The 21,611-nt window shown below is 63.9% G+C and carries 23 protein-coding genes, 4 tRNA genes and 1 pseudogene; 17 read left to right on the plus strand and 11 right to left on the minus strand.

The window, feature by feature from the left end; genetic code table 11:
* Positions 1-115 precede the first annotated feature (115 nt).
* Together MB901379_RS20495 and MB901379_RS20500 are read left to right on the plus strand one after the other, a co-directional pair.
* Positions 116-508, plus strand: a complete 393-nt coding sequence (locus tag MB901379_RS20495) for a helix-turn-helix domain-containing protein (protein WP_232021920.1) — start codon at positions 116-118, stop codon at positions 506-508.
* A complete protein-coding gene (locus MB901379_RS20500; protein ID WP_158018280.1) occupies positions 505-1,743 on the plus strand; it encodes a tyrosine-type recombinase/integrase in 1,239 nt (412 codons plus the stop codon). The genes MB901379_RS20495 and MB901379_RS20500 overlap by 4 nt, the downstream gene beginning before the upstream one ends.
* A gap of 36 nt (positions 1,744-1,779) precedes the next feature.
* On the opposite strand, the gene MB901379_RS20505 is transcribed toward MB901379_RS20500, so the two are convergent.
* From MB901379_RS20505 to MB901379_RS20515, 3 genes are all read right to left on the minus strand, one after another.
* Positions 1,780-1,853: transfer RNA gene (locus MB901379_RS20505), tRNA-Phe, on the minus strand.
* A gap of 29 nt (positions 1,854-1,882) precedes the next feature.
* Positions 1,883-1,956: transfer RNA gene (locus tag MB901379_RS20510), tRNA-Asp, on the minus strand.
* 37 nt (positions 1,957-1,993) lie between these two features.
* Positions 1,994-2,066 (minus strand) — tRNA-Glu (locus MB901379_RS20515).
* Between the two features lie 125 nt (positions 2,067-2,191).
* Here MB901379_RS20515 and MB901379_RS20520 point away from each other — a divergent pair.
* Positions 2,192-2,264, plus strand: a tRNA-Lys gene (locus MB901379_RS20520).
* Between the two features lie 139 nt (positions 2,265-2,403).
* Positions 2,404-3,219: a TIGR04255 family protein gene (locus tag MB901379_RS20525; RefSeq protein WP_158018281.1), complete on the plus strand. Its 816-nt coding sequence runs from the start codon at positions 2,404-2,406 to the stop codon at positions 3,217-3,219.
* A 33-nt stretch (positions 3,220-3,252) separates the two neighbouring features.
* On the opposite strand, the gene MB901379_RS20530 is transcribed toward MB901379_RS20525, so the two are convergent.
* On the minus strand, positions 3,253-4,158 hold the full coding sequence (locus tag MB901379_RS20530) for an SAM-dependent methyltransferase (protein ID WP_158018282.1): 906 nt from the start codon (positions 4,156-4,158) through the stop codon (positions 3,253-3,255).
* Positions 4,159-4,245: 87 nt separating this feature from the next.
* Between MB901379_RS20530 and MB901379_RS20535 the strand changes: the two genes are divergently transcribed.
* Genes MB901379_RS20535 through MB901379_RS20545 form a run of 3 tightly spaced genes read left to right on the plus strand, consistent with a single transcriptional unit; the run spans position 4,246 to position 5,443 of the window.
* The gene (locus tag MB901379_RS20535; protein ID WP_158018283.1) at positions 4,246-4,737 is read left to right on the plus strand and encodes a nucleoside deaminase; all 492 of its coding nucleotides are present in this window, start codon (positions 4,246-4,248) and stop codon (positions 4,735-4,737) included.
* A gap of 58 nt (positions 4,738-4,795) precedes the next feature.
* Entirely contained in the window at positions 4,796-5,179 is a 384-nt protein-coding gene (locus tag MB901379_RS20540) for an ArsR/SmtB family transcription factor (RefSeq protein WP_158018284.1), read from the plus strand.
* A 60-nt stretch (positions 5,180-5,239) separates the two neighbouring features.
* Entirely contained in the window at positions 5,240-5,443 is a 204-nt protein-coding gene (locus tag MB901379_RS20545; RefSeq protein ID WP_158018285.1) for a zinc transporter Slc39a7, read from the plus strand.
* Positions 5,444-5,477: 34 nt separating this feature from the next.
* Here the strand turns inward: MB901379_RS20545 and MB901379_RS20550 are convergent, their stop codons facing one another.
* Positions 5,478-6,536 carry an oxygenase MpaB family protein gene (locus MB901379_RS20550; protein ID WP_158018286.1) on the minus strand — a complete coding sequence of 353 codons (1,059 nt, stop codon included), beginning with the start codon at positions 6,534-6,536 and terminating at the stop codon, positions 5,478-5,480.
* Between the two features lie 75 nt (positions 6,537-6,611).
* Here MB901379_RS20550 and MB901379_RS20555 point away from each other — a divergent pair.
* The 5 genes and pseudogenes from MB901379_RS20555 to phoU all read left to right on the plus strand — a co-directional run.
* Positions 6,612-7,251 (plus strand): annotated as a pseudogene (locus MB901379_RS20555) (TetR/AcrR family transcriptional regulator); the annotation flags it as partial.
* Positions 7,252-7,344: 93 nt separating this feature from the next.
* On the plus strand, positions 7,345-8,361 hold the full coding sequence (locus MB901379_RS20560) for an acyl-ACP desaturase (protein WP_158018288.1): 1,017 nt from the start codon (positions 7,345-7,347) through the stop codon (positions 8,359-8,361).
* A gap of 7 nt (positions 8,362-8,368) precedes the next feature.
* The gene (gene dusB / locus MB901379_RS20565; RefSeq protein ID WP_158018289.1) at positions 8,369-9,502 is read left to right on the plus strand and encodes a tRNA dihydrouridine synthase DusB; all 1,134 of its coding nucleotides are present in this window, start codon (positions 8,369-8,371) and stop codon (positions 9,500-9,502) included.
* 169 nt (positions 9,503-9,671) lie between these two features.
* Positions 9,672-11,804, plus strand: a complete 2,133-nt coding sequence (locus MB901379_RS20570) for an LCP family protein (protein ID WP_158018290.1) — start codon at positions 9,672-9,674, stop codon at positions 11,802-11,804.
* A gap of 61 nt (positions 11,805-11,865) precedes the next feature.
* Entirely contained in the window at positions 11,866-12,534 is a 669-nt protein-coding gene (gene phoU, locus MB901379_RS20575) for a phosphate signaling complex protein PhoU (RefSeq protein WP_158018291.1), read from the plus strand.
* A gap of 19 nt (positions 12,535-12,553) precedes the next feature.
* Here phoU and pstB read toward each other — a convergent pair whose 3' ends face one another.
* The 6 genes from pstB to MB901379_RS20605 all read right to left on the minus strand — a co-directional run bounded on the left by pstB (position 12,554) and on the right by MB901379_RS20605 (position 18,372).
* On the minus strand, positions 12,554-13,330 hold the full coding sequence (pstB, locus tag MB901379_RS20580; protein WP_158018292.1) for a phosphate ABC transporter ATP-binding protein PstB: 777 nt from the start codon (positions 13,328-13,330) through the stop codon (positions 12,554-12,556).
* The gene (pstA, locus tag MB901379_RS20585) at positions 13,331-14,254 is read right to left on the minus strand and encodes a phosphate ABC transporter permease PstA (RefSeq protein ID WP_158018293.1); all 924 of its coding nucleotides are present in this window, start codon (positions 14,252-14,254) and stop codon (positions 13,331-13,333) included.
* On the minus strand, positions 14,251-15,282 hold the full coding sequence (gene pstC / locus MB901379_RS20590) for a phosphate ABC transporter permease subunit PstC (protein WP_158018294.1): 1,032 nt from the start codon (positions 15,280-15,282) through the stop codon (positions 14,251-14,253). Before pstC ends, pstA begins: the two co-directional genes overlap by 4 nt.
* Before the next feature lie 105 nt (positions 15,283-15,387).
* Complete coding sequence (pstS, locus tag MB901379_RS20595) at positions 15,388-16,512, minus strand: phosphate ABC transporter substrate-binding protein PstS (RefSeq protein ID WP_408632310.1); 1,125 nt, start codon at positions 16,510-16,512, stop codon at positions 15,388-15,390.
* Between the two features lie 127 nt (positions 16,513-16,639).
* Entirely contained in the window at positions 16,640-17,581 is a 942-nt protein-coding gene (gene mshD, locus MB901379_RS20600; protein ID WP_158018295.1) for a mycothiol synthase, read from the minus strand.
* Positions 17,578-18,372: a winged helix-turn-helix transcriptional regulator gene (locus MB901379_RS20605; RefSeq protein WP_158018296.1), complete on the minus strand. Its 795-nt coding sequence runs from the start codon at positions 18,370-18,372 to the stop codon at positions 17,578-17,580. The genes mshD and MB901379_RS20605 overlap by 4 nt, the downstream gene beginning before the upstream one ends.
* Before the next feature lie 380 nt (positions 18,373-18,752).
* Between MB901379_RS20605 and lmeA the strand changes: the two genes are divergently transcribed.
* From lmeA to MB901379_RS20625, 5 genes are all read left to right on the plus strand, one after another.
* On the plus strand, positions 18,753-19,565 hold the full coding sequence (gene lmeA, locus MB901379_RS20610) for a mannan chain length control protein LmeA (protein WP_158018297.1): 813 nt from the start codon (positions 18,753-18,755) through the stop codon (positions 19,563-19,565).
* A 67-nt stretch (positions 19,566-19,632) separates the two neighbouring features.
* Positions 19,633-19,758, plus strand: coding sequence for a putative leader peptide (locus MB901379_RS25370; RefSeq protein ID WP_408632311.1), 126 nt, complete (start codon positions 19,633-19,635; stop codon positions 19,756-19,758).
* A gap of 100 nt (positions 19,759-19,858) precedes the next feature.
* A complete protein-coding gene (locus MB901379_RS20615) occupies positions 19,859-20,329 on the plus strand; it encodes a DUF4395 domain-containing protein (protein ID WP_158018298.1) in 471 nt (156 codons plus the stop codon).
* A 38-nt stretch (positions 20,330-20,367) separates the two neighbouring features.
* The gene (locus tag MB901379_RS20620) at positions 20,368-21,201 is read left to right on the plus strand and encodes a sulfurtransferase (protein ID WP_158018299.1); all 834 of its coding nucleotides are present in this window, start codon (positions 20,368-20,370) and stop codon (positions 21,199-21,201) included.
* Between the two features lies 1 nt (position 21,202).
* Positions 21,203-21,505: a DUF1416 domain-containing protein gene (locus tag MB901379_RS20625; RefSeq protein ID WP_158018300.1), complete on the plus strand. Its 303-nt coding sequence runs from the start codon at positions 21,203-21,205 to the stop codon at positions 21,503-21,505.
* The last annotated feature ends 106 nt before the right edge of the window (positions 21,506-21,611 follow it).

The raw sequence follows: 21,611 nt of genomic DNA on the forward strand, positions 1-21,611 counted from the left end.
ATTGGATTTATAATCAAGACATTACTCTCCCTGCTTGGCGTTCGCAAGATAAGTACGGACCGGATTTATTTTCGCTACACTGTGATGTATGCCGCCGAAGGCTTTAGAACTGGGTTTGACGGGTCAGACGGTAGCCCGCAACATCGCTCGCATCCGTGCCGAGCGTGGGCTGAGCCTGCGTGAACTCGCAGATCGGATGCCGGAAGGCCGGAAGCTGAACCACGCTCAGCTATCTGCCGCCGAGCGCGGCGTGCGCCAGGTGACGGTGGATGATCTGACCGCAATCAGCGTCGCCTTGAGCGTCTCACCCGTGGCCCTGCTCATGCCAGAGAGCAACGACGATCAAGCCGGAGCCGCAGCGTTGACCGGCACCGGAGAGCACTCTGCCACCCAGCTGCTGGACTGGCTTATCGGCGAATGCGACCTAGTTTCGGACCCAGATGACGGATACGCACAGGAGACGCATCGCCGTCTATCCCTACCGCGTTGGAGGTGGACAAAGAAATGACCCGTGCAGCCCGCAACAACCTGCCGCCGCAAATCAAACGACGCGAATTGCCGTCCGGCGCTGTCCGATACGAAGTCATCGCCGATGTCGCCCGCGAAGGTACGCGGCACCAGACACGCAAGCGGTTCGCCAGGCTGGCCGACGCGAAGGATCACCTCGCCGGGCTCCAAGGCGACGTTGTTCGCGGAGTCCACGTCCGCCGGTCAGCCCTCAGCATGCAGCAGGCCGTAGAAGCATGGCTGAGCGGTCAGCGTCTGCGCCCCAAGACTCGCAGTGCCTACATCACGGCGCTACGCCCGGCCGTCGACGCGCTGGGCGCCAAGCCCGTACAGCAGATCACGAAGTCCGACATCGAGACGGTGGTCCGCAGTTTGGTCGAAGGCACCAGCGAGACGGGCACCTGGAACGCACCGACGAAGCTCAAGGGCAAGAAGACCCGTAGTGCGTGGGCGGCGACCAGTATCAACCCCATGCTGGCACGGCTGCGGTCGGTCTGGCAGGACTTAGTGGATCAGGGAGTGGTCAGCCGCAACGTGCCCGCACTGGTCCGCCCGTTGCCGACCGTGAAGCCTGAGATGCACACGCTGTCCGTCAAGCAGGTCGAGACGTTGTTCGCCAACATGTCCGGGCAACGACTGGAGTTGTTCGTGCACCTAGCCCTTCTCGGCTTGCGGCGCGGCGAGATCGCGGCGCTGCGGTGGTCGGGAATTGATCTGGACTCCACGCCGCCGACCCTCGCGGTGGCCGCGAATCGGGTGGCCGTGTCCGGTGGAGCGGCTGAGTCCGATCCCAAGACCGACGCAGGCCGGCGGGTGCTGCCGGTCCCCGACGAGCTGCTGCCGATCCTTCGCCGGGCACGGCAGCGCAGCCGGGAAGAGCAGTTGGCGGCGGGCAGCAAGTGGATCGGTCAGGGCCACGTGGTCGCCGACGAGTTCGGGAGCCCGTATCACCCGGATACGCTTTACAAGTATTGGTCGCGCACTCTCAAGGCGGCCGGTCTCCGTCACGTCCGACTGCACGACGCTCGGCACTCGTGCGCGACGTTGATGCACCAGCGCGGCGTTCCGTTGGCCGTGATCGCGGCTTGGCTGGGACACACCGACGCCAGCTTCACCCTTCGCACCTACGCCCACTCCTCCCCTTCGATGCTCGCGGAGGCCGCGGTGACGCTCGGGGGTCTTGTGACATCGCGTGACACGTCAGATGAGCCGAAGCCCAATACCCCTACGGGGTAATGATCTAAAAACCCCGCTCAGAAGGGGTTTTCCCCGTGGCCAGGGACGGGATCGAACCGTCGACCTTCCGCTTTTCAGGCGGACGCTCATACCGACTGAGCTACCTGGCCGGAAGGCAACGTATGCCTCGCCGTATCGGCGACCCTGACGGGACTCGAACCCGCGACCTCCGCCGTGACAGGGCGGCGCGCTAACCAACTGCGCCACAGGGCCTCGCTCTACTACCTGCTCCGCGTTGCCGCGTCGCGTGTACCCCCAACGGGATTCGAACCCGTGCTACCGCCGTGAAAGGGCGGCGTCCTAGGCCACTAGACGATGGGGGCCAGAACCGAATCACTCCGGGGCACTCGCAACGCACTGATCGTTGGGAGCCACGTCAGCTTAGGTCACCGCGGGCCCAATCCTCAAACGAGCCTCCCGCGGGCACGAAGTATCCTGAGTTCTTCGCGCCCCTATAGCTCAGTTGGTAGAGCTACGGACTTTTAATCCGCAGGTCCTAGGTTCGAGTCCTAGTGGGGGCACCGAAAACGGGTGTGACCTCGGCTGATGCTTGACGACGACGTCGGCCAATTGTCACCTGCCCGGCCCGGCGAGGCGGGCCGCCGTATACATGGTCGGGCGGCGTTTGGAACCCCACATGACTTGGCTATGCTCCGGACTATGCTTCCCGAGATGAATCCTGATGGAGTCCAACCCAACGCACCCGTCGCCCTGGTGACGATGGAAATTCGGCACCCGGCAACGGATTCCCTCACAGAATCAGCGAGCCGGGAACTCAAGCACCTTCTCATCAATGATTTGCCGATCGAACGCCAGGCGCAAGACGTGAGCTGGGGTATGACGGCTCCCGGTGCCGCCCCGACTCCCGTCGCGGACCGTTTCGTGCGTTACGGCAACCGCGACAACACGGTCTCCGCGTCGCTGAAGAATCAGGCGATTGTGGTCGAGACCAGCGCCTACACCAGTTTCGAGGCGTTCTGCGACACGGTATTGCGGGTCGCAGACGCCCGCGCGCAGGTTTCGTCGATTGTCGGGGTGGAGCGCATCGGTCTGCGGTATGTCCTCGAGATCCGCGTCCCCGCGGGGGTGGATGGCCGCATCAGTTGGAGCAACTGGATCGACGAGCAGCTGCTCGGGCCCTACCGCATCACGCCCGGTGGCCTGTCACTGACCGAATGGCAGGGCGCCGCGGTCTATCGGGAGGCCCAACCGGGCAAGTCGCTGATCGTGCGCTACGGCCCGGGTGTGGGCCAGGCGCTCGATCAGAACTACCACCTGCGTCGGGCGACGCCGGCCCAGACCGGACCGTTCTTCTTGATGGATATCGACAGCTTCTGGACTCCGGTGGGCTCGATCCCCGAGTACAACCGGGATGCGCTGGTGTCGACCTTCCAGGACCTGTACGGCCCCGCGCGCGAGGTCTTCCAAGACATGATCACCGGGCGACTCAAAGAGGAGCTGCTGCGCCAGCAGTAGCCGGCGCCGGAGGGGTCTGACTAGAACCGAGCCTCAGCGCCCAAGTACCGCGCTGGTGTAGGTGATATCGGCAAAGGCCGCCGCGAGGTCGTCGTCGGGATAGTCGAAGCCGTTGGCCGCGTGCAGCTCCTTGACGACGTGCGACGAACTCTGCCAGCCGTTACGGGACAGGTAGTCGATGATGTGGCTGCGCCGGCCGTGATAGACGAGATCGTTGAAGTCGATCTCGAATCCGAGCTCGCTCATCCGGTCGTGATGTGAACGCCAGCGCTCATCGGCGAAAATCGCTGTGTCCGGCACGAATTCAAAGGCCAGCCGGCTACCCGGGGCACTTAGCGCGGTGATGTTGTCAAACAGTGCGTCCTGCGCGTCGCCGGGAAGATAGACGAGCAACCCCTCGGCGCTCCATGCCGACGGCGCCTGGCTGTCGAAGCCCGCCCCCTGCAGCGCGGCGGCCCAATCGTCGCGCAAGTCGATGGCGACGGTGCGGCGCTCCGCGGTCGGTTCGGCGCCAAGACCGCTGAGGGTGAGCGTCTTGAACTCGATGACCTCCGGCATGTCGACCTCGTAGACGACGGTGCCCGCCGGCCACGGCAGCCGATAGGCGCGTGCGTCCAGGCCGGATGCCAGGATGACCACCTGGCCAATCCCGCTGCGGGTGGCCTCGAGGAAAAACTCGTCGTAGAACCTGGTCCGGCAGGCCATCCCCTCGGCCATCCGCGCTGGATCGAACTCGGAATCCTCCTCGACGGGAATCAGTCCGTCTATCAAGCGGGTATAGACGTCCATACCGACCGCACGCACCAGTGGTGCCGCGAACGGGTCGTCGATTAGCCCATATTCGGGGGCGGCGGCCAGCGCCCGTTGGGCGGCGACCATGGTGGCCGTCGCGCCGACACTGGTCGCAAGATCCCACCGATCACGTTCGGTGCGCACCATGGGGCTCCATTCATCCCGGGGAAAGAATTTAGATAACCTAGTTACTATCACAGGTTTCATTACGTTTCCCGGGCTACTGTGCGAACTGTGACTGACTTCGCCCAGCGCGCCATCGACCTTGCCCGTCAAAACGTCGCCGACGGTGGCCGCCCGTTCGCGACGGTGATCGTCAAGGACGGCGAGGTACTGGCCGAAAGCGCCAACAAGGTCGCCCAGACCCACGACCCCACCGCACACGCCGAGATCCTGGCCATCCGTGCGGCTTGCACCAAGTTGGGCACCGAAAATCTGGCCGGGACGACCTTCTACGTGCTGGCCCACCCGTGCCCCATGTGTCTGGGATCGCTGTACTACTGCTCCCCCGACGAAGTCATCTTTCTCACGACGCGCGAACAATACGAACCGCACTACGTCGACGACCGCAAGTACTTTGAGCTGGCGACGTTCTACGACGAGTTCGCCAAGGACTGGCAGAACCGGCGCCTGCCGATGCGCTACGAGCCACGCCCGGCCGCGGTGGACGTGTACCGCTTCTGGCAGGAGCGCAACGGCGGGAACCGCTCAGCATCCGCCAGCTAGCCAGCCAACCCGCATCATCTCTTGACAGGCGCGCACCATCCTGGTCTATTATCTTCGTATGCATGCAGATAATAGACCATTGCGGCTGCCGGATGACCAGGTCGCGCTGGTGGTCGAGGTGTTTCGGATGCTGGCCGATGCCACCCGCGTGCACGTGCTCTGGTCGCTGGCGAATCGAGAGATGTCGGTCAACGAGCTGGCCGAACACGTCGGCAAGCCGGCGCCCTCGGTCTCCCAACACCTCGCCAAGCTGCGGATGGCGCGGCTGGTCCGTACCCGGCGGGACAAGACCACGATTTTCTACAGCCTGGAAAACGACCACGTGCGCCAGCTCGTCGTCGATGCCGTGTTCAACGCCGAGCATGCCGGTCCGGGCATTCCGCGCCATCACCGCGGCGACGGCGGGCTACAGGCGGTAGCCGAGAAATCCGACGCCGGATAAGCGAATCCATACTCACAACAACAGGTTCCGACATAGCGGACAACAAGAAGGAGAGTCACCATGACAGTCGAGCACGGCCACGACGCGCCGCACACGCACGAACACCACCACGGCGACGTGAGCCACAGCCACGCGCACACCAGCCACGAGCACGAGCACGTCACGCACGAACACTCACACGCGCACGACGACGGGACCGAGCACACCCATCAGCACGTACATCAGCGCGGGCTCGAAGAGGCACACAGCCACGCACACGCCTAGCCCCACCCGGCTTGCGGCTGCGAGCTTTTCGTCGTCACACCTGGGGGCAGTAATGCATCGGGTTGTCGCGCTCGTCCAGCGGCGGTAGGTTGCGCGCCGGCGTCTGCACCAGCGGGGCATCCGCGGCGATGCGCCCCGATGCACGATCCCAACCGGCGCGCGCACGCGGGTGTTTCCGAAACCGCCGCGGCACGAAGGCGAAAACGAGCCGAACAAGGTCACCGATGCGCCGATGCAACCATTCGTCGCGGCGCGACCACTGGTAGCCCATCAGCTCTCGAACAGGCGGGTCGTAGAGGCCGACCGTAAGCCAAACGAAGAACGGGCCCAAGAGCTTACGCTGCGCCGCCCACAGGCGGTCCGGAATACGTTGCGCGAACGGCGGTTTGGGAAGCTCGCTCAGGTCAAGCACGGCACGGGCGGCGAAGTTGTTCTCCAACACGTTGCGGCACATGTGGTCCCAGTAGATCTGGAATTCTTCCCAGGACGCTGGCACCGGCCGCATGCTCATGCCGTACATCCGGTACCACTGAATGTGTTCGTCGAACAGCTGCCGCTTCTGCGCGTCGGTCAGGCCCCCACAGAATCGTTCGGCCACGTGCAGGGTCCCGACAAAGAACGTGGCGTGCGCCCAGTAGAAGACGTCCGGGTTCAACGCGTGGTAGCGACGGCCCGCGGCGTCCACCCCTTTGATCGCGACGTGGTAGTCGCGCACCTCAGCGCCCGTGACCGGGGCACGGTCGCCGTCGAACACCACCCCGCCGATCGGATAGAGCGATCGCAGCAACCTAGGCCAACGCTCCCGGAAGAACGTGGAGTGCTCTTCGACGGCGGCGCCCAGTTGCGGATGCATGTTCTGCATGGATCCCGCCCACGGACCTTGCAACATGCCGCGCCAATCGCCGAAGTATCGCCAAGTCAGCGACTCCGGGCCCAGCGACGGCGGCGGTGTTTCGTAGCCCAGCGGTGAAACCGGACAGCCGCCGGCCGCCCCTGGCGACTCGCCGGGCGCGCCCTTCGAACCGGCGGTATTAGCCACGGACTTCGCTTCACCGCTGGTCAGTGGGCAGGTCGCGGACGTATCTTGGGTCACTGGTGCTTTCCCTGGTGGTCGGGCGACGCCAGAAATTCTGACTACACGCGTTGTCACTTGAAGTTTAGGAGCGATGTGCAGGCCGGTCAAAAACGGGGCCGCTGGACCGGAGTCCCGCTCGAGGATCGCCACGCACTGCGTCGAGACAATCTCATCGCGGCCGGTGTGCAGTTGCTCGGCGAGAAGGACGGACCCTCGCTAACCGTGCGTGCGGTGTGCCGCACGGCCGCGCTGACCGAGCGCTACTTCTACGAAAGCTTTGCCGACCGTGACCATTTCGTTCGCGCGGTATACGACGACGTGTGCACGCGAGCGATGGCGGCCCTGACGTCGGCCAAATCCCCCCGGGAAGCCGTCGAACGATTCGTAGCCCTGATGGTCGACGACCCAGTGCGCGGGCGGGTGCTGCTGCTGGCGCCGACGGTTGAACCGGTGCTGACCCGGTCCGGCGCGGAGTGGATGCCCAACTTCATCGAGTTGCTGCAGCGCAAGCTGTCGCGGATTGTCGATCCGGTTTTGCAGAAGCTGGTGGCTACCAGCTTGATCGGCGCCCTGACCGGGCTGTTTACCGCCTACCTGAACGGGCATCTGGGAGCCACGCGCCAGCAATTTATCGACTACTGCGTCGACATGCTGCTCAGCACGGCCGCCACCTATGTCCCGCACCGCGAGCGCGGATAGCGCGCAACACCGGCCACCCGCCACACGGCGGAATTATCGTGTTCAACGCACCGCCTGCAAACTTGTTGATACTGAACGACACAGATATATTGACTGCTACCCATAGACACAGATAACTGGAGGGGTAATGCCAGCCGAGCTGACCGACCTACAGCTGCTGCATGAGCTGGAGCCGGTGGTCGAGAAGTATCTCAACCGGCACCTGAGCATGCATAAGCCCTGGAACCCGCACGACTACATCCCGTGGTCAGACGGAAAGAACTACTACGCGCTGGGCGGCCAGGAATGGCATCCCGAGCAGAGCAAGCTGTCCGACGTCGCGCAGGTCGCGATGGTGCAGAACCTGGTCACCGAGGACAACCTGCCGTCGTATCACCGCGAAATCGCGATGAACATGAGCATGGACGGCGCCTGGGGACAGTGGGTCAACCGGTGGACCGCCGAGGAGAACCGGCACGGTATCGCGCTGCGCGACTACCTGGTGGTGACCCGCTCAGTGGACCCCGTCGAGCTGGAGAAGCTTCGGCTCGAAGTGGTCAATCGCGGCTTTAGCCCCGGCCAGAACCACCAAGGCGATTTGTTTGCCGAAAGCCTCACCCACTCCGTCCTCTACGTCAGCTTCCAGGAACTGGCCACCCGGATTTCCCACCGCAATACCGGCAAGGCCTGCAACGATCCGATCGCCGACCAGCTGATGGCCAAAATTTCGGCGGACGAGAACCTGCACATGATCTTCTACCGCGATGTCAGCGAGGCCGCCTTCGACCTTGTCCCCAACCAGGCGATGAAGTCACTGCACCTGATCCTGCGGAACTTCCAGATGCCCGGCTTCCAGGTCCCCGAGTTCCGGCGCAAGGCCGTCTTCATCGCGGTCGGAGGCGTCTACGACCCGCGCATCCACCTCGACGAGGTCGTGATGCCGGTGCTGAAGAAATGGCGCATCTTCGAACGCGAGGACTTCACCGGTGAGGCCGCCGCGATGCGCGACGACCTTGGCGTCCTAGTCAAGGAACTCGAGATGGCTTGCGAGAAGTTCGAGGTTTCCAAGCAGCGCCAACTCGACCGGGAAGCCCGCACCGGCAAGAGGGTCACCGCCCACGAACTGCACCAAACCGCGGGCAAGCTGACAATGAGCCGCCGGTAGCCCGGCCTTGCGCATCGGGCCCATCCAGCTCGCCAGCCCGGTCGTGTTGGCGCCCATGGCCGGGGTGACCAACGTCGCCTTCCGGACCCTGTGCCGCGAATTGGAACGGTCCAAAGTCGGCACCGTCAGCGGCCTGTACGTCTGCGAAATGGTCACCGCACGCGCGCTGGTGGAGCGTCATCCGGTCACCATGCACATGACGACGTTCAACCCGGACGAGTCGCCGCGGTCGCTGCAGCTCTACACCGTCGACCCCGACACCACCTACACGGCCGCGCGGATGATCGCCGATGAAGGCCTAGCCGACCACATCGACATGAATTTCGGTTGCCCGGTACCCAAGGTGACCAAGCGCGGCGGCGGCGCTGCCCTGCCGTTCAAGCGGCGGTTGTTCGGCCAGATCGTCGCCGCGGCGGTGCGCGCCACCGAAGGCACCGACATACCGGTGACGGTGAAGTTCCGCATCGGCATCGACGACGCCCACCACACGCACCTCGATGCCGGCCGCATCGCCGAAACCGAGGGCGCCGCCGCGGTCGCACTGCACGCCCGAACCGCGGCACAACGCTACTCGGGTACCGCCGATTGGGAGCAGATTGCCCTGCTCAAACAGCATGTTCGGACCATCCCGGTACTGGGAAACGGAGACATCTACGACGCCAGCGATGCGCTGGCAATGATGGCCAAAACCGGCTGCGACGGCGTTGTAATTGGCCGCGGCTGCCTGGGCCGGCCGTGGCTATTCGCCGAGCTGTCGGCCGCGTTCACCGGCAGCCCGGCACCGGCACCACCCACACTGGGCGAGGTTGCCGACATCATTCGTCGACATGGCGACCTGCTGACCGCACATTTCGGCGAAGACAAGGGCATGCGGGACATCCGTAAACATGTCGGGTGGTACCTGCATGGCTTCCCGGCAGGATCCGACCTACGGCGGGCTTTGGCGCTGGTCAAGACGTTGGGTGAACTTGACTCCTTGCTCAACCAACTGGATAGCAGCGTTGCCTTCCCCAGTGCCGCTCTTGGCCCTCGCGGTCGCCAGGGCTCACCCGCCCGAGTTGCCCTTCCCGACGGCTGGCTGAACGACCCCGAGGACTGCCACGTACCCGAGGGCGCCGATGTCATGCACTCGGGCGGGTAAATCCTGCGGGACGTGGTTGAACCGAGACGCTCTTGAAATCGCGTCTGCGCCCATTAATCAGTACGATGTGGGACTTATTGCATTGCGCGGCGCTGACCAGATCGGCGCTGCGCTCATGCGTGCGTAGGACGAGTTTGCTGTCCACGTCAGACCTTCGGAGGCCGATGACATGAGCGACGGCGACAAAGGCGCCACTGCGCATCATCGGCGCGCGTCCGGCACCGACAACGATGATGAATTGAATACCCCAAACTCGAAGCGAATACCAGGCGCCGCGCCGTGGGAGCGGTTTTCTGCACCGCCGGCCGACGACGGACTGCTGCGCTACTCAGGTGAGTCGGCCGCCCGACAACTGGGCTCTCACCTCGGCGGCGGCGTCAGCGTCGCCGAGTTGATTGCCAAGCTTGGCGCTCCCGTGCCCACCCATCCCACCCATCACAGCGCGTCGGACCCCGAACCGGAACCGCCGGTGGACTCGTCGGACCTGGGCGAGCAGGTCCCCGACGACGACGAACAGCTGGACACCGACGCGATCGCGATCCCGGCGTACGCTGTCGAACTCCTATCCGAGCTGCCCGACCTTGGCTCGGCACGCCACTCACGTGCGTTGTCGCAAGCCGGCCGGCCCGACCCGGAGGAGAGCCGTATAGCGCCGCGCTCGAAGCGTCGCCGCAGGTCAGCTACCCGCGCGCGGTGTCAGGCCCGCGCCCGGAAACAGCCGAAATCGGGCCGACACCCGATTCTGCTGGCCGGCCGTTCACTGGCGGCGTTGGTTGCCGTGCTGGCGCTGACCCTGACCGGCGGGGCATGGCAGTGGAGTGCGTCGAAGAACGGTCGACTGAACATCGTGAGCGCGCTCGACCCGCATTCAGGCGACATCGTCGACCCCAACGCGCAATATGGCGACGAGAATTTCCTGATCGTCGGCATGGACTCGCGGGCCGGTGCCAACGCCAACGTCGGCGCGGGCGATGCCGAGGATGCCGGCGGTGCTCGTTCAGACACCGTGATGCTGGTCAATATTCCGGCAAACCGGAAGCGTGTGGTGGCGGTGTCATTTCCCCGCGACCTTGCGATTACCCCGATCCAATGCGAGGCGTGGAACCCCGATACCGGCGAATATGGACCCATCTACGACGAAAAGACTGGAACGATGGGTTCCAGGATGGTTTACACCGAGACCAAGCTGAACTCCGCGTTCTCCTTCGGTGGGCCAAAGTGTCTGGTGAAGGTCATTCAAAAGCTGTCCGGGTTGAGCATCAACCGGTTCATCGCCATCGACTTCGTCGGATTCGGCCGCATGGTCGAGGCCCTGGGCGGCGTCGAGGTATGCAGCACCACCCCGTTGCGCGACTACGAACTGGGCACCGTGCTCGCACACGCCGGACGCCAGACCATCGACGGGCCGACCGCGTTGAACTATGTGCGGGCGCGCCAGGTCACCACTGAAAGCAACGGCGACTACGGCCGCATCAAACGTCAACAGTTGTTCCTGTCGTCGCTACTGCGTTCGCTGATTTCTGAGGACACGTTGTTCAACCTCAACAAGCTGAACAACGTCGTCAACATGTTTATCGGCGACAGCTATGTGGACAACGTCAGAACCAAGGATCTGGTCGAGCTGGGCCAGTCGCTGCAAGGTATGGCCGCCGGCCATATCACGTTCGTCACGGTACCCACCGGCGTGACCGACGAGAACGGCGACGAACCTCCCCGGACCGCGGACATGAAGGCGCTTTTCGCCGCCATCATCGATGATGATCCGCTGCCGCTGGAAAACGATCAAAACGCGCAGATGCTGGGTAACACGCCCAAGACCGCCACCCCCACCGGGCCGACCACCCCCACAAAGACGCCCCAGGCCAACCCGTCCGAAGAGGTTCAGCGCGAGCAGGTGACGACCACCTCACCGCAAGAAGTCACCGTGCAGGTCTCCAACGGAACCAGTACCACCGGTCTAGCCGCCGCGGTAGCCAAGCAGCTCAAACGAAATGGCTTCAACGTCATGACGCCGGATGACTACCCGACGTCGTTGAAGGCCACGACGGTGTTCTTTTCGCCCGGCAACGAGCAGGCCGCCGCCACTGTAGCCGCGACGTTCGGCAGTTCGAAGGTCGAGCGGGTCACCGGTATCGGTCAAGTGGTTCAGGTTGTCCTCGGCCCGGACTTCAGTTCGGTGGCCGATCCCCCGCCGAGCGGCTCGTCGGTCAGCGTGCAAATCAGCCGCAACTCGAGCGCGCCGCCCATCAAGCTGCCCGAGGACCTGACCGTGACCAACGCGGCCGACACCACCTGCGAATAGGCGCGCCCACCGAGACAGCGCTTCTCGGCGTTTTCACTGCCAAGAACGTAGGCTTTAACGCATGCGGACCGCCTACCACGAGCAACTCTCGGAATTATCCGAGCGTCTCGGCGAGATGTGCGGGCTAGCAGGGATCGCCATGGAGCGGGCCACCCAAGCCCTATTGCAAGCCGATCTGGTGCTGGCCGAACAGGTGATCTCCGACCACGAAAAGATCGCAACGCTGAGCACACGAGCCGAAGAAAGCGCCTTCGTACTGCTCGCCCTGCAGGCGCCGGTGGCCGGCGACCTCAGGGCCATCGTGAGCGCCATCCAGATGGTGGCCGACATCGATCGGATGGGTGCGCTGGCCCTACACGTCGCCAAGATCGCGCGCCGCCGGCATCCCCAGCATGCACTTCCCGAGGAGGTCAACGGATACTTTGCCGAAATGGGCCGAGTAGCGGTCGAATTGGGCAACAGTGCTCAGGAAGTAGTGCTGTCTCGCGATCCGGAGAAGGCCGCCCGAATCCGCGAAGAAGACGACGCGATGGACGATCTGCACCGGCATCTGTTCACCGTGCTGATGGACCGCGAGTGGAAGTACGGGGTAGCGGCCGCGGTCGACGTGACGCTACTGGGCCGCTTCTATGAGCGCTTCGCCGACCACGCCGTCGAAGTGGCGCGCCGGGTGATCTTTCAGGCGACCGGGCGATTCCCCGAGGACGAAGTGCAATCCCAAACCCGCTGAGCGGGCGACTGCATGCGGATTAGCCGAAGCGCCCGGAGATGTAGTCCTCGGTGGCCTTCTCGGTCGGGTTGGAGAAGATCTTCTCGGTGTCGTCGATCTCTATCAACCGGCCCGGCTTGCCCACGGCTTCGAGATTGAAGAATGCTGTCTGATCGCTCACCCGGGCGGCCTGCTGCATGTTGTGGGTGACGATGACGATGGTGTATTCCTGCTTCAACTCGCTGATCAGATCTTCGATCGCCATCGTGGAGATGGGATCCAGCGCCGAACACGGCTCGTCCATCAGCAACACGTCGGGTTGCACGGCAATGGCCCGCGCGATACACAGCCGCTGTTGCTGCCCACCGGACAATCCACCGCCGGGCCTGTCCATCCGGTCCTTCACCTCGTCCCACAGGTTCGCGCCGCGCAGCGAGTATTCGGCGGTTTCGTCAAGAACCTTGCGATTGCGCACGCCCTGCAGCTTCAAACCCGCGACCACGTTGTCACGAATCGACATCGCGGGGAAGGGATTAGGACGTTGGAACACCATTCCGATGGCCCGGCGCACGCCGACCGGATCGATTCCGGGACCATAGATGTTTTCGTCGTCGAGCATGACCGAACCTTCGACCCGAGCGCCGGGGATCACTTCATGCATCCGATTCAACGTGCGCAACACCGTGGTTTTCCCGCAGCCCGAGGGACCGATGAACGCCGTGACACTGCGGGGCAGAATCGACAGCGACACATCGGCGACGGCCTGAAACGCGCCGTAGTAGATGTTGACGTCCGCGAGGTCTAACCGCTTGGCCACTTAGTGCTCCTGCCTAGGACTGCGTGGGTAGGACATTCGTGCGACCACCCTGGCGCCGATGTTGATAATGGCGATCACCAAGATCAGTGTCAGCGCGGCCCCCCACAGCCGATCCGTGGGGACCGGGTTGATACCGGCGCCAGCGGTCGTTTCGTCATACATCATGCCGGGCAGCGAACCCATGTACCCGCTGAAGATGTCGAAGTTCATTGCCTGTGCATAGCTAACCAGGATCAGCAGTGGGGCCGTCTCGCCCATCACCCTCGCCACGGCCAAGAGGACCCCGGTGACAATGCCGGACAGCCCGGTCGGAATCACGATTCGGGCGATGGTCTTCCACTTGGGCACGCCCAGTGCATAGCTGGCCTCCCGAAGGTCGACCGGAACGATTCGCAGCATCTCCTCGGTCGCGCGAACGATTACCGGCAGCATCAGCAGCACCAGCGCCAGCGAGACCGCGAACTCCGAACGGGGAAAGCCCAGTACTTCGACCCAGAGCGCGTAGATGAACAGCGCGGCCACGATCGATGGCACGCCGGTCAAGATGTCCACCATGAAAGACACCAGTTTGCCCAGCGCGCCTCCGGCGTATTCAACGAGGTAGATGCCCGCCAGGATGCCGATCGGGATGGAAATCACCGCACATACCAGGCCCTGCAGCACGGTGCCGACAATGGCGTGAAACGCGCCGCCACCTGCGACGAACGATGTCATGCCCGCCTGCGAGTGCGTCCACCACGTGCTGGAGGTGACCGCGTTGAATCCTTTGGCAATCACCGAGCACAGCACCCACGCCAGCGGCGCCAATGCGATCGCCATTGACAGTGTCACCAGCAAGGTCGCAATGTTGTTCGCCAGTCGACGGCGTCGTGGCAGTCCGGAGAACGTGCGCATCTTTAGCGGGCGGTCCAGCATCGAGGTCATCGGTGAGCCCGTCCGGCTCCGGTGACCGCCCTGCGTGCGACGGCGTTGACGAGGAACGTCAGCAGGAAGAGCATCAGCCCGGCGGCAAGGTAGGCACCGGCTTGGTATTGGTCATCGAAATCCGATGCCGCCGAAGCGATCTTGGTAGCGAAGGTGGAACCGCCGCTGAACAGTGACCAGTTGAACGCCTGTTGGGTGCCACGCAGGATGATCAGCAGGGCAACCGTTTCGCCCAATGCCCGGCCCAGACCCAGCATTGCTCCGCTGACATAACCGGATCGCCCGAAGGGCAGCACGGTGGTCTTGACCACTTCCCACCTGGTGGCGCCGAGGGCCAACGCGGCCTCGATCTGACCCTGCGGCGTCTGGGCGAACACTTCGCGCGTGACCGCGGTGATAATCGGCAATATCATCACCGCCAGCACGATCCCGCCCGTGAAGATGGTGCCACCGTCGGCGACCGTCGCGGGATCGCTGGCGAACAGGAAACACCAGCCCAGGGCGTCGCTGAGCCAGTTCGCGACCGGCTGCAGCTGGGGTGCTAACACCTGCAGACCCCACACGCCGTAGATGATCGAAGGCACGGCGGCCAGCAGATCGACCAGGTAGGCCAGCGGTCCGGCGACCCGGCGCGGCGCGTACTGCGTCAAGAATAGGGCGACGCCGAGCGCGACCGGCATCGCCAAGAGCAGGGCGAACAGCGACACAAACACGGTCACCTTCACTAGGTCGAGGATTCCGAAGTGCATCGCCGAGGTGTCGGCGGTTACCCAATGTCCGCCGTAAGTCAGAAAGTTCTCTTTGTTGCGTTCCAGCGCCGGTATCGCCCGCCACAACAGGAAAACACCGATCGCCGCAATCAGGGCAATGATCAGCGTTCCGGCCCCCTGCGAAAGCCAGCGAAACATCCGGTCACCAAGCCCCGGTTTAGCACTGCCCCATGGGTTGATGTATATCACCGGCGGCTCAGGAAAGGGGGCCTTGACCACCGCACCAGCTCCGGCATCGGCTGGCTTCGGCGTTGTCACTGCGATCCCATCGATCCGTCTAGTGCGGTGCCATTTCAGCACATTTCAACGCGCCGCTGTCACTTGCGCGCTCGTGTCCGATCTGGATCATGGGCGGTCAGGCAGTCACTGCATGGCGTTGATCGCGGTGACAAGGCGCTCCTTGACATTATCCGGTAGCGGTATGTAGCCGGCAGCCGAAAGAGCGTTCTGACCGTCGTTGACCGCGGTGATGAGGAAGGACTTGACCGCGGCGGCGGTCTCCGCGTCGTATCCCTGCGAGCAGACGATCTCGTAGGTGGCCAGCACCAACGGATAGGCGCCTCGATCGTGGATCCCGTATACCGAATTAAGCTCTAGCACCAGGTCATTGCCGCCCGCTGCGAACGTGACCGTATCGACGGCTCGCCGGGCAGTGTCATCGGTGAGCGGCACCACGCCAGTGCCATTGTTGATCCGCGCGTACGGGACACCGGCCGCATCTGCGAAAGACTTCTCGACATATCCGATCGAGCCCTCGGTGGCCTGTACCGCGTGGATTACACCGTCGGACCGGTGAACGCCGTCACCGGTACCGCCGTGAAAATCACTGCCAACTCCCCTGGTCCAGCTCTGGGGTGCGGCGGCCGTCAGATACTTTTGAAAGTTGTCGGTGGTCCCCGACAAGTCCTCGCGGTAGACCGGGGTGATCTTGGTATTCGGCAGTGCCACACCAGGATTGAGTGCCGCCAGCGTCGGGTCATTCCAGGTCCGAATGGAGCCGTTGAAGATCTTGGCCAGTGAGTCGGCATCGAGGACCAGGGTCTGGATGTCGGTCAGGTTGTACACCAACGCGATTGACCCGAATACCAGTGGCAGGTCCCAGGCGGGATTTCCCTTGCAGCGGTTGGCGGCCGGCCCGATCTGGTCGGCAACCAACGGGGAATCGGACCCACCGAAGTCGACACGACCGGCAATGAACTCCTCGCGCCCGGCGGAGGACCCGGTGGCTCGGTAGGACACCCGCTTACCCGGACACGCCTGGCCCCACACCAAGTTGAGCGAGTCCATAGCGTGCTGTTGTGCGGTCGACCCGGCAGCATCCAACACATTTCTGCCGCCACAGTCGGCATTTGCAGAATTTGCTCCGAAATTCGCGGTCGAGACACCATCTCGGTTGTTGGCGCTAGAACATCCAGTCAAGATTTCAGCGCAGAACATCATCGCGACCGTTGCCGCTGCGAACGTCCTGCCCGCCCTGTCGAGTTTCACAGACCTCGCTTCCTAACACCCATTCTCGACCATTGTCGGCAATCGTGCCGGCCGTCGCACACATGGACTGCCGAGCCACCAGATAAGTATGCTCCCCGGCGCACCTAACCATGCCGATTGGCGAAACCTAGCCCGCTGCAGCATCGGACGTGACCAGCGAGTAGGCGGTGTCGACACTGTAGACGGTGAAGCCCAGGCCCAGGTAGGTGCGCATCGCGGCGATGTTGTCCGACTCCACATAGAGCATCACAGTGGGATATTCGCCGCCTTCGGGGTCCGCCAGCCGCTGGGCCAGCGAGTTGAGGCCGATCGCTGTCAGCGTCTTGCCGATACCGCGCCCCTGCGCCGCCGGGTCCACCCCCAGCACGTACACCTCGCCCAGCCCGGGGCGGTCGAGGTGGATTTTGGTCCAGTGGAATCCCAGGAGGCTGCCTGGGTCGGCGGCCTCGTCGAAGGCCAAAAACAGCCCGGCGGGATCAAACCATGGTTCTGCGCGCCGCTGCGCCAGCTGCCGTTTCGTCCAGCCGCCCTGTTCTGGGTGGTGGGCGAATGCAGCGTTGTTGACCCGCAACAGTTCGGCGTCATCGGAGTTGCCGGCGTAGGTGCGGATCCTCAGGTTCGCCGGGATTTCCGGTTCGGAGACATCCTGCAACGAGCGGCGCATCTGAACCAGCTCCCGGACCGGGGTCAGTCCCAGCGCAGACGCCGTGGCCTGGGCGGCCGGCAGGGTGCCGTGCGCCCAGAACTGGTTTAGCCCGGCGGTCTCTGCCAGTGCCGCACGCGCCATCGCGGTGCCGACACCGCCGCGCCGGGCCTGGGGATGCACGACCAATTCCGCCATCGCGGCATGGGTCGTCCGCGCCGGGGTGAGAGTCAGATAGCCAATAAGCGCATTGGTCGGCCGCGAGTCACCAACCAGCAGATGCTTGGAGTGATCTTGGCCCAATTCCAACAGCACCTGCTCGCCAACGGGCGCAACGCCATCGAAGGTTGTTGCCGCCGAGACAAGTTCGCGTACTCCCTGCTGCTCCTCAGCGGTAAGAGCCGAGCGCCACTGCGGCAGGCTCACTGACTTCGCAGTGGGTCGCTCAACGGATCCGGGTACCCGTCGCGGTCGGGCTCGGCGTCTTCGTCGTCAGAATCAACAGATGAGACTCGGCCGCGCGCGGGGCGAACCGCCTTGTAGCCAACGTTACGTACCGTGCCGATCAACGACTCGTGCTCCGGACCAAGCTTGGCGCGCAGTCGCCGTACGTGCACATCGACGGTCCGGGTGCCGCCGAAGAAGTCGTACCCCCACACCTCGTGCAGCAGCTGCGCGCGCGTGAAGACACGGCCGGCATGTTGCGCCAGGTATTTCAATAATTCGAACTCCTTGTAGGTGAGGTCAAGCGGTCGGCCACGCAGCCTGGCCGTGTAGGTGCCTTCGTCGATCACCAGCTCACCCAGACTCACCTTGCCGACGCTCTCCTGGTCGGCCTGACCTCCGCGCCGACCGACCACGAGACGTAGTCTGGCGTCGATCTCTGCGGGTCCGGTGCTGGGCAGCAGGATCTCGTCCAGCCCCCAGTCGGCGCTCACCGCCACCAGACCGCCCTCATTGACCACCGCCACCACGGGGGCAGAACGGCCTGCCGTGCTCAACAGTCGACACAGACCGCGAGCGGCCGAGAGGTCGTTGCGCGCGTCAACGAGCACGGCATCCGCGTTACCCGCTTCCAGCAACGATGAAGCTTCCGCCGGGGCCGTCCGCACGTTGTGGGGAAGTAGCGACAGCGACGGCAGTACGGGGTCCGGATACAGCTCCGCGGTCAGTAGTAATAACTCCAAAAAGCCCCTCCAGCGTCGTGGGAAAGGCATCTCCCAGATTCATCGCGACACGTGACGTTAGCGCCCAGCTCATCTAACGATAACTTGCCACCTGGTCTTTGGCCCGACTACGACGTCGTGCGGGCACCCACGACCGAGGAGGCGGGCCACCCACCACCGCCCGACGACGACGTCGTGCGAGCACCCACGACCGAGGAGGCGGGCCACCCACCACCGCCCGACGACGACGTCGTGCGAGCACCCACGACCGAGGAGCCGGGCCACAGTTGTCGCTATGAGGCGGGCAAAATGCGTGCCCTCAGGTCCAGGGGCTGGTGTGACATCTGCGATAGATGTGACGTCATGGGGCCGGTGCGCGGTGCCCCCACGGGCCGCGACTCCACCGGGTCACGCCGGCGGTAGGACACAATATGCGGATGCGCAAGGTGCTGATCGGCCTCACCACACTGGCAATTTTTCTGCTGGTCGTCACCCTCACCGCAGTCGTCATCGACTTCGGCGCCAGCATCTACGCCGAATACCGACTCTCAACCAGCGTCCGCAAGGCGGCCGACCTGGGATCAGACCCATTTGTTGCCATCATCGGCTTTCCGTTCATCCCGCAAGCCATGCGGCATCGATACGACGAGCTGGAGATCAAGGCCTACGCCGTCGAACACTCAACCGTCGGTGTGGCCACGCTCGAGGCCACCATGCACTCGATCGACCTGTCCCGCGCGTCCTGGCTGATCGAGCCCGACGCACGGTTGTCGGTGCGCAAGCTGGAAAGTCGAATCATCATCGACTCGATGCATCTGGGCCGCTACGTAGGAATCAGCGACCTGATGGTGCAGGCCCCCCCGCAAGAGAGCAACGATGCCACCGGCGGCACCACCGAATCCGGGATATCGGGCAGCCACGGGCTGGTGTTCAGCGGAACCCCAACGTCGGCGGGCTTCGATCATCGCGTCAGCGTCTCGGTGGACCTGTCGGTCGCAGCAGACGACCCGACCACCCTGGTAGTCACCCCGATCCGCGTTGTGACCGGCCCCGACACCGCGGACCAGACCGTTCCGGACGACAAGCGCGACGCGGTGCTGCGCGCCTTCGGCACCCGGCTGCCCAACCAGAAGCTCCCGTTCGGAGTGGCGCCCAACACGGTGGGAGCGCGCGGCTCGGATGTGATCATCGAAGGCATCACCGACGACGTGAGCATCTCACTGACCGAGTTCAAACAGTCGTGATGACGCCGATCAGCACGACCGCCGCCGACCAGCAATTCCGCCCTCGCACTGCGTTGGCCTGATCACCATGTCATTGGGTAAGCTGACCGGCGTGCCAGCCCGCCTCGAGCCAACGCTCACCAAACGCCGCGCAGTCGACCTGTGCCGTATCGCGGGCTGTTGCTGTTGCTGTTGCTGTTGCTGTAGCTGCTGAGTAGCTGCGCCATCCACGCGGCCACTCGGAGCAGCTGCGGATTCCTACCGTGGCCAACCTCCCACCATGTCCTGGCAATCGGCGTATCTAGGAGCAGTACGTGTCGAGCAGTAGCAGTCCGGCCATAACGGCCGGTGTGGATGTGCGCGGGCCCAGGTTCACCGCGTGGGTCACATCCGCAGTTCTCACTGCCATCCTCGTTATCTCTGCGTTCAGCCCCGTGGCTGCCGCCATCGCGCTGGGCCTGCAGACCGTTGTCTTCGCGATCGGCGCTTTCGCTGGACCGCGCCGGCACCCCTATGGCCTGGTGTTCGCGACAGTGGTGGCACCGCGGCTGGGTCCGGTCCGAGAGCGCGAACCGATACCTCCCCTGAAGTTCGCCCAATTGCTCGGCTTTTTCTTCGCGGCTAGTGGCGTTGTCGGACTTGCCGTCGGCCCGCTCGTGGTGGGCACCGTTGCGACCGCGCTAGCGCTGGTGGCCGCCTTCCTCAATGCCGCCTTCGGCATTTGCCTAGGCTGCGAGCTGTACCCGCTTGCAGCTCGCCTGCGACGCAGTCCAGGCGCTGCCTAACAGCTGTTCACGTGAAAGAAATCGAAAGGACCCACACCATGGCACGCTCCGACGTCCTGGTCTCTGCCGACTGGGCTGAGAGCAATCTTGACGCCGCCAACGTCGTCTTCGTCGAAGTCGACGAGGACGCCAGCGCATACGACGACGGCCACATCGCCGGCGCCATCAAGCTGGACTGGCGCTCAGACCTGCAGGACCCAGTCAAGCGCGACTTCGTCGACGCCCAACAATTCTCCAAACTGCTGAGCGACCGGGGCGTCTCTAACGACGACACCGTGATCCTCTACGGCGGTAACAACAACTGGTTCGCCGCCTACGCCTACTGGTATTTCAAGCTTTACGGGCATGACAAGGTCAAGCTGCTCGACGGCGGCCGCAAGAAATGGGAGCTGGACGGACGCCCGTTGACCACCGACCCCGTCAACAGGCCGGCGACGTCCTACACGGCCGCCGCGCCGGACAATGCGATCCGCGCATTCCGCGACGAGGTCATAGCCGCCATCAACGTCAAGAACCTTGTCGACGTGCGCTCCCCCGACGAGTTCTCCGGAAAGATCCTCGCGCCCGCGCACTTACCGCAAGAACAAAGTCAGCGACCTGGGCACATCCCCAGCGCCATCAACGTGCCGTGGAGCAAGGCCGCCAATGAGGACGGCACCTTCAAGTCCGACACGGAACTGGCCAAGCTGTACGCCGACGCCGGCCTGGACGGCGCGAAGGAAACCATTGCGTACTGCCGAATCGGAGAACGCTCTTCACACACCTGGTTCGTCCTGCACGAATTGCTCGGACACACCAACGTCAAGAACTACGACGGCAGTTGGACGGAATACGGCTCCCTGGTGGGTGCCCCGATCGAGTTGGGAAACTGATATGTGCACTGCGCCGAAACAAGGACTGACGTTGCCCGCCAGCGTCGACCTGGAGAAGGAGACGGTGATCACCGGCCGCGTCGTCGACGGTGAAGGACAAGCCGTGGGCGGTGCGTTCGTGCGGCTATTGGATTCGTCCGACGAATTCACCGCAGAGGTCGTCGCATCGGCCACCGGGGATTTCCGGTTTTTCGCCGCGCCGGGATCCTGGACCGTGCGCGCCCTGTCCAAGGCCGGCAACGGTGACGCGGTGGTTCGGCCCTCAGGCGCTGGCATCCACGAGGTAGACGTCAAGATCGCCTGACCGGCCAACCAAGCCGGTACCCGTATGCCTCGTTAGAGCGCAAAGCCGAATAGACTCATCCCCGTGGTGCTGTTCTACGAGATCATGCTGGTTCTTGCCACCGTGG

Source organism: Mycobacterium basiliense (genome assembly GCF_900292015.1).
GTDB classification, from domain to species: Bacteria; Actinomycetota; Actinomycetes; order Mycobacteriales; family Mycobacteriaceae; genus Mycobacterium; species Mycobacterium basiliense.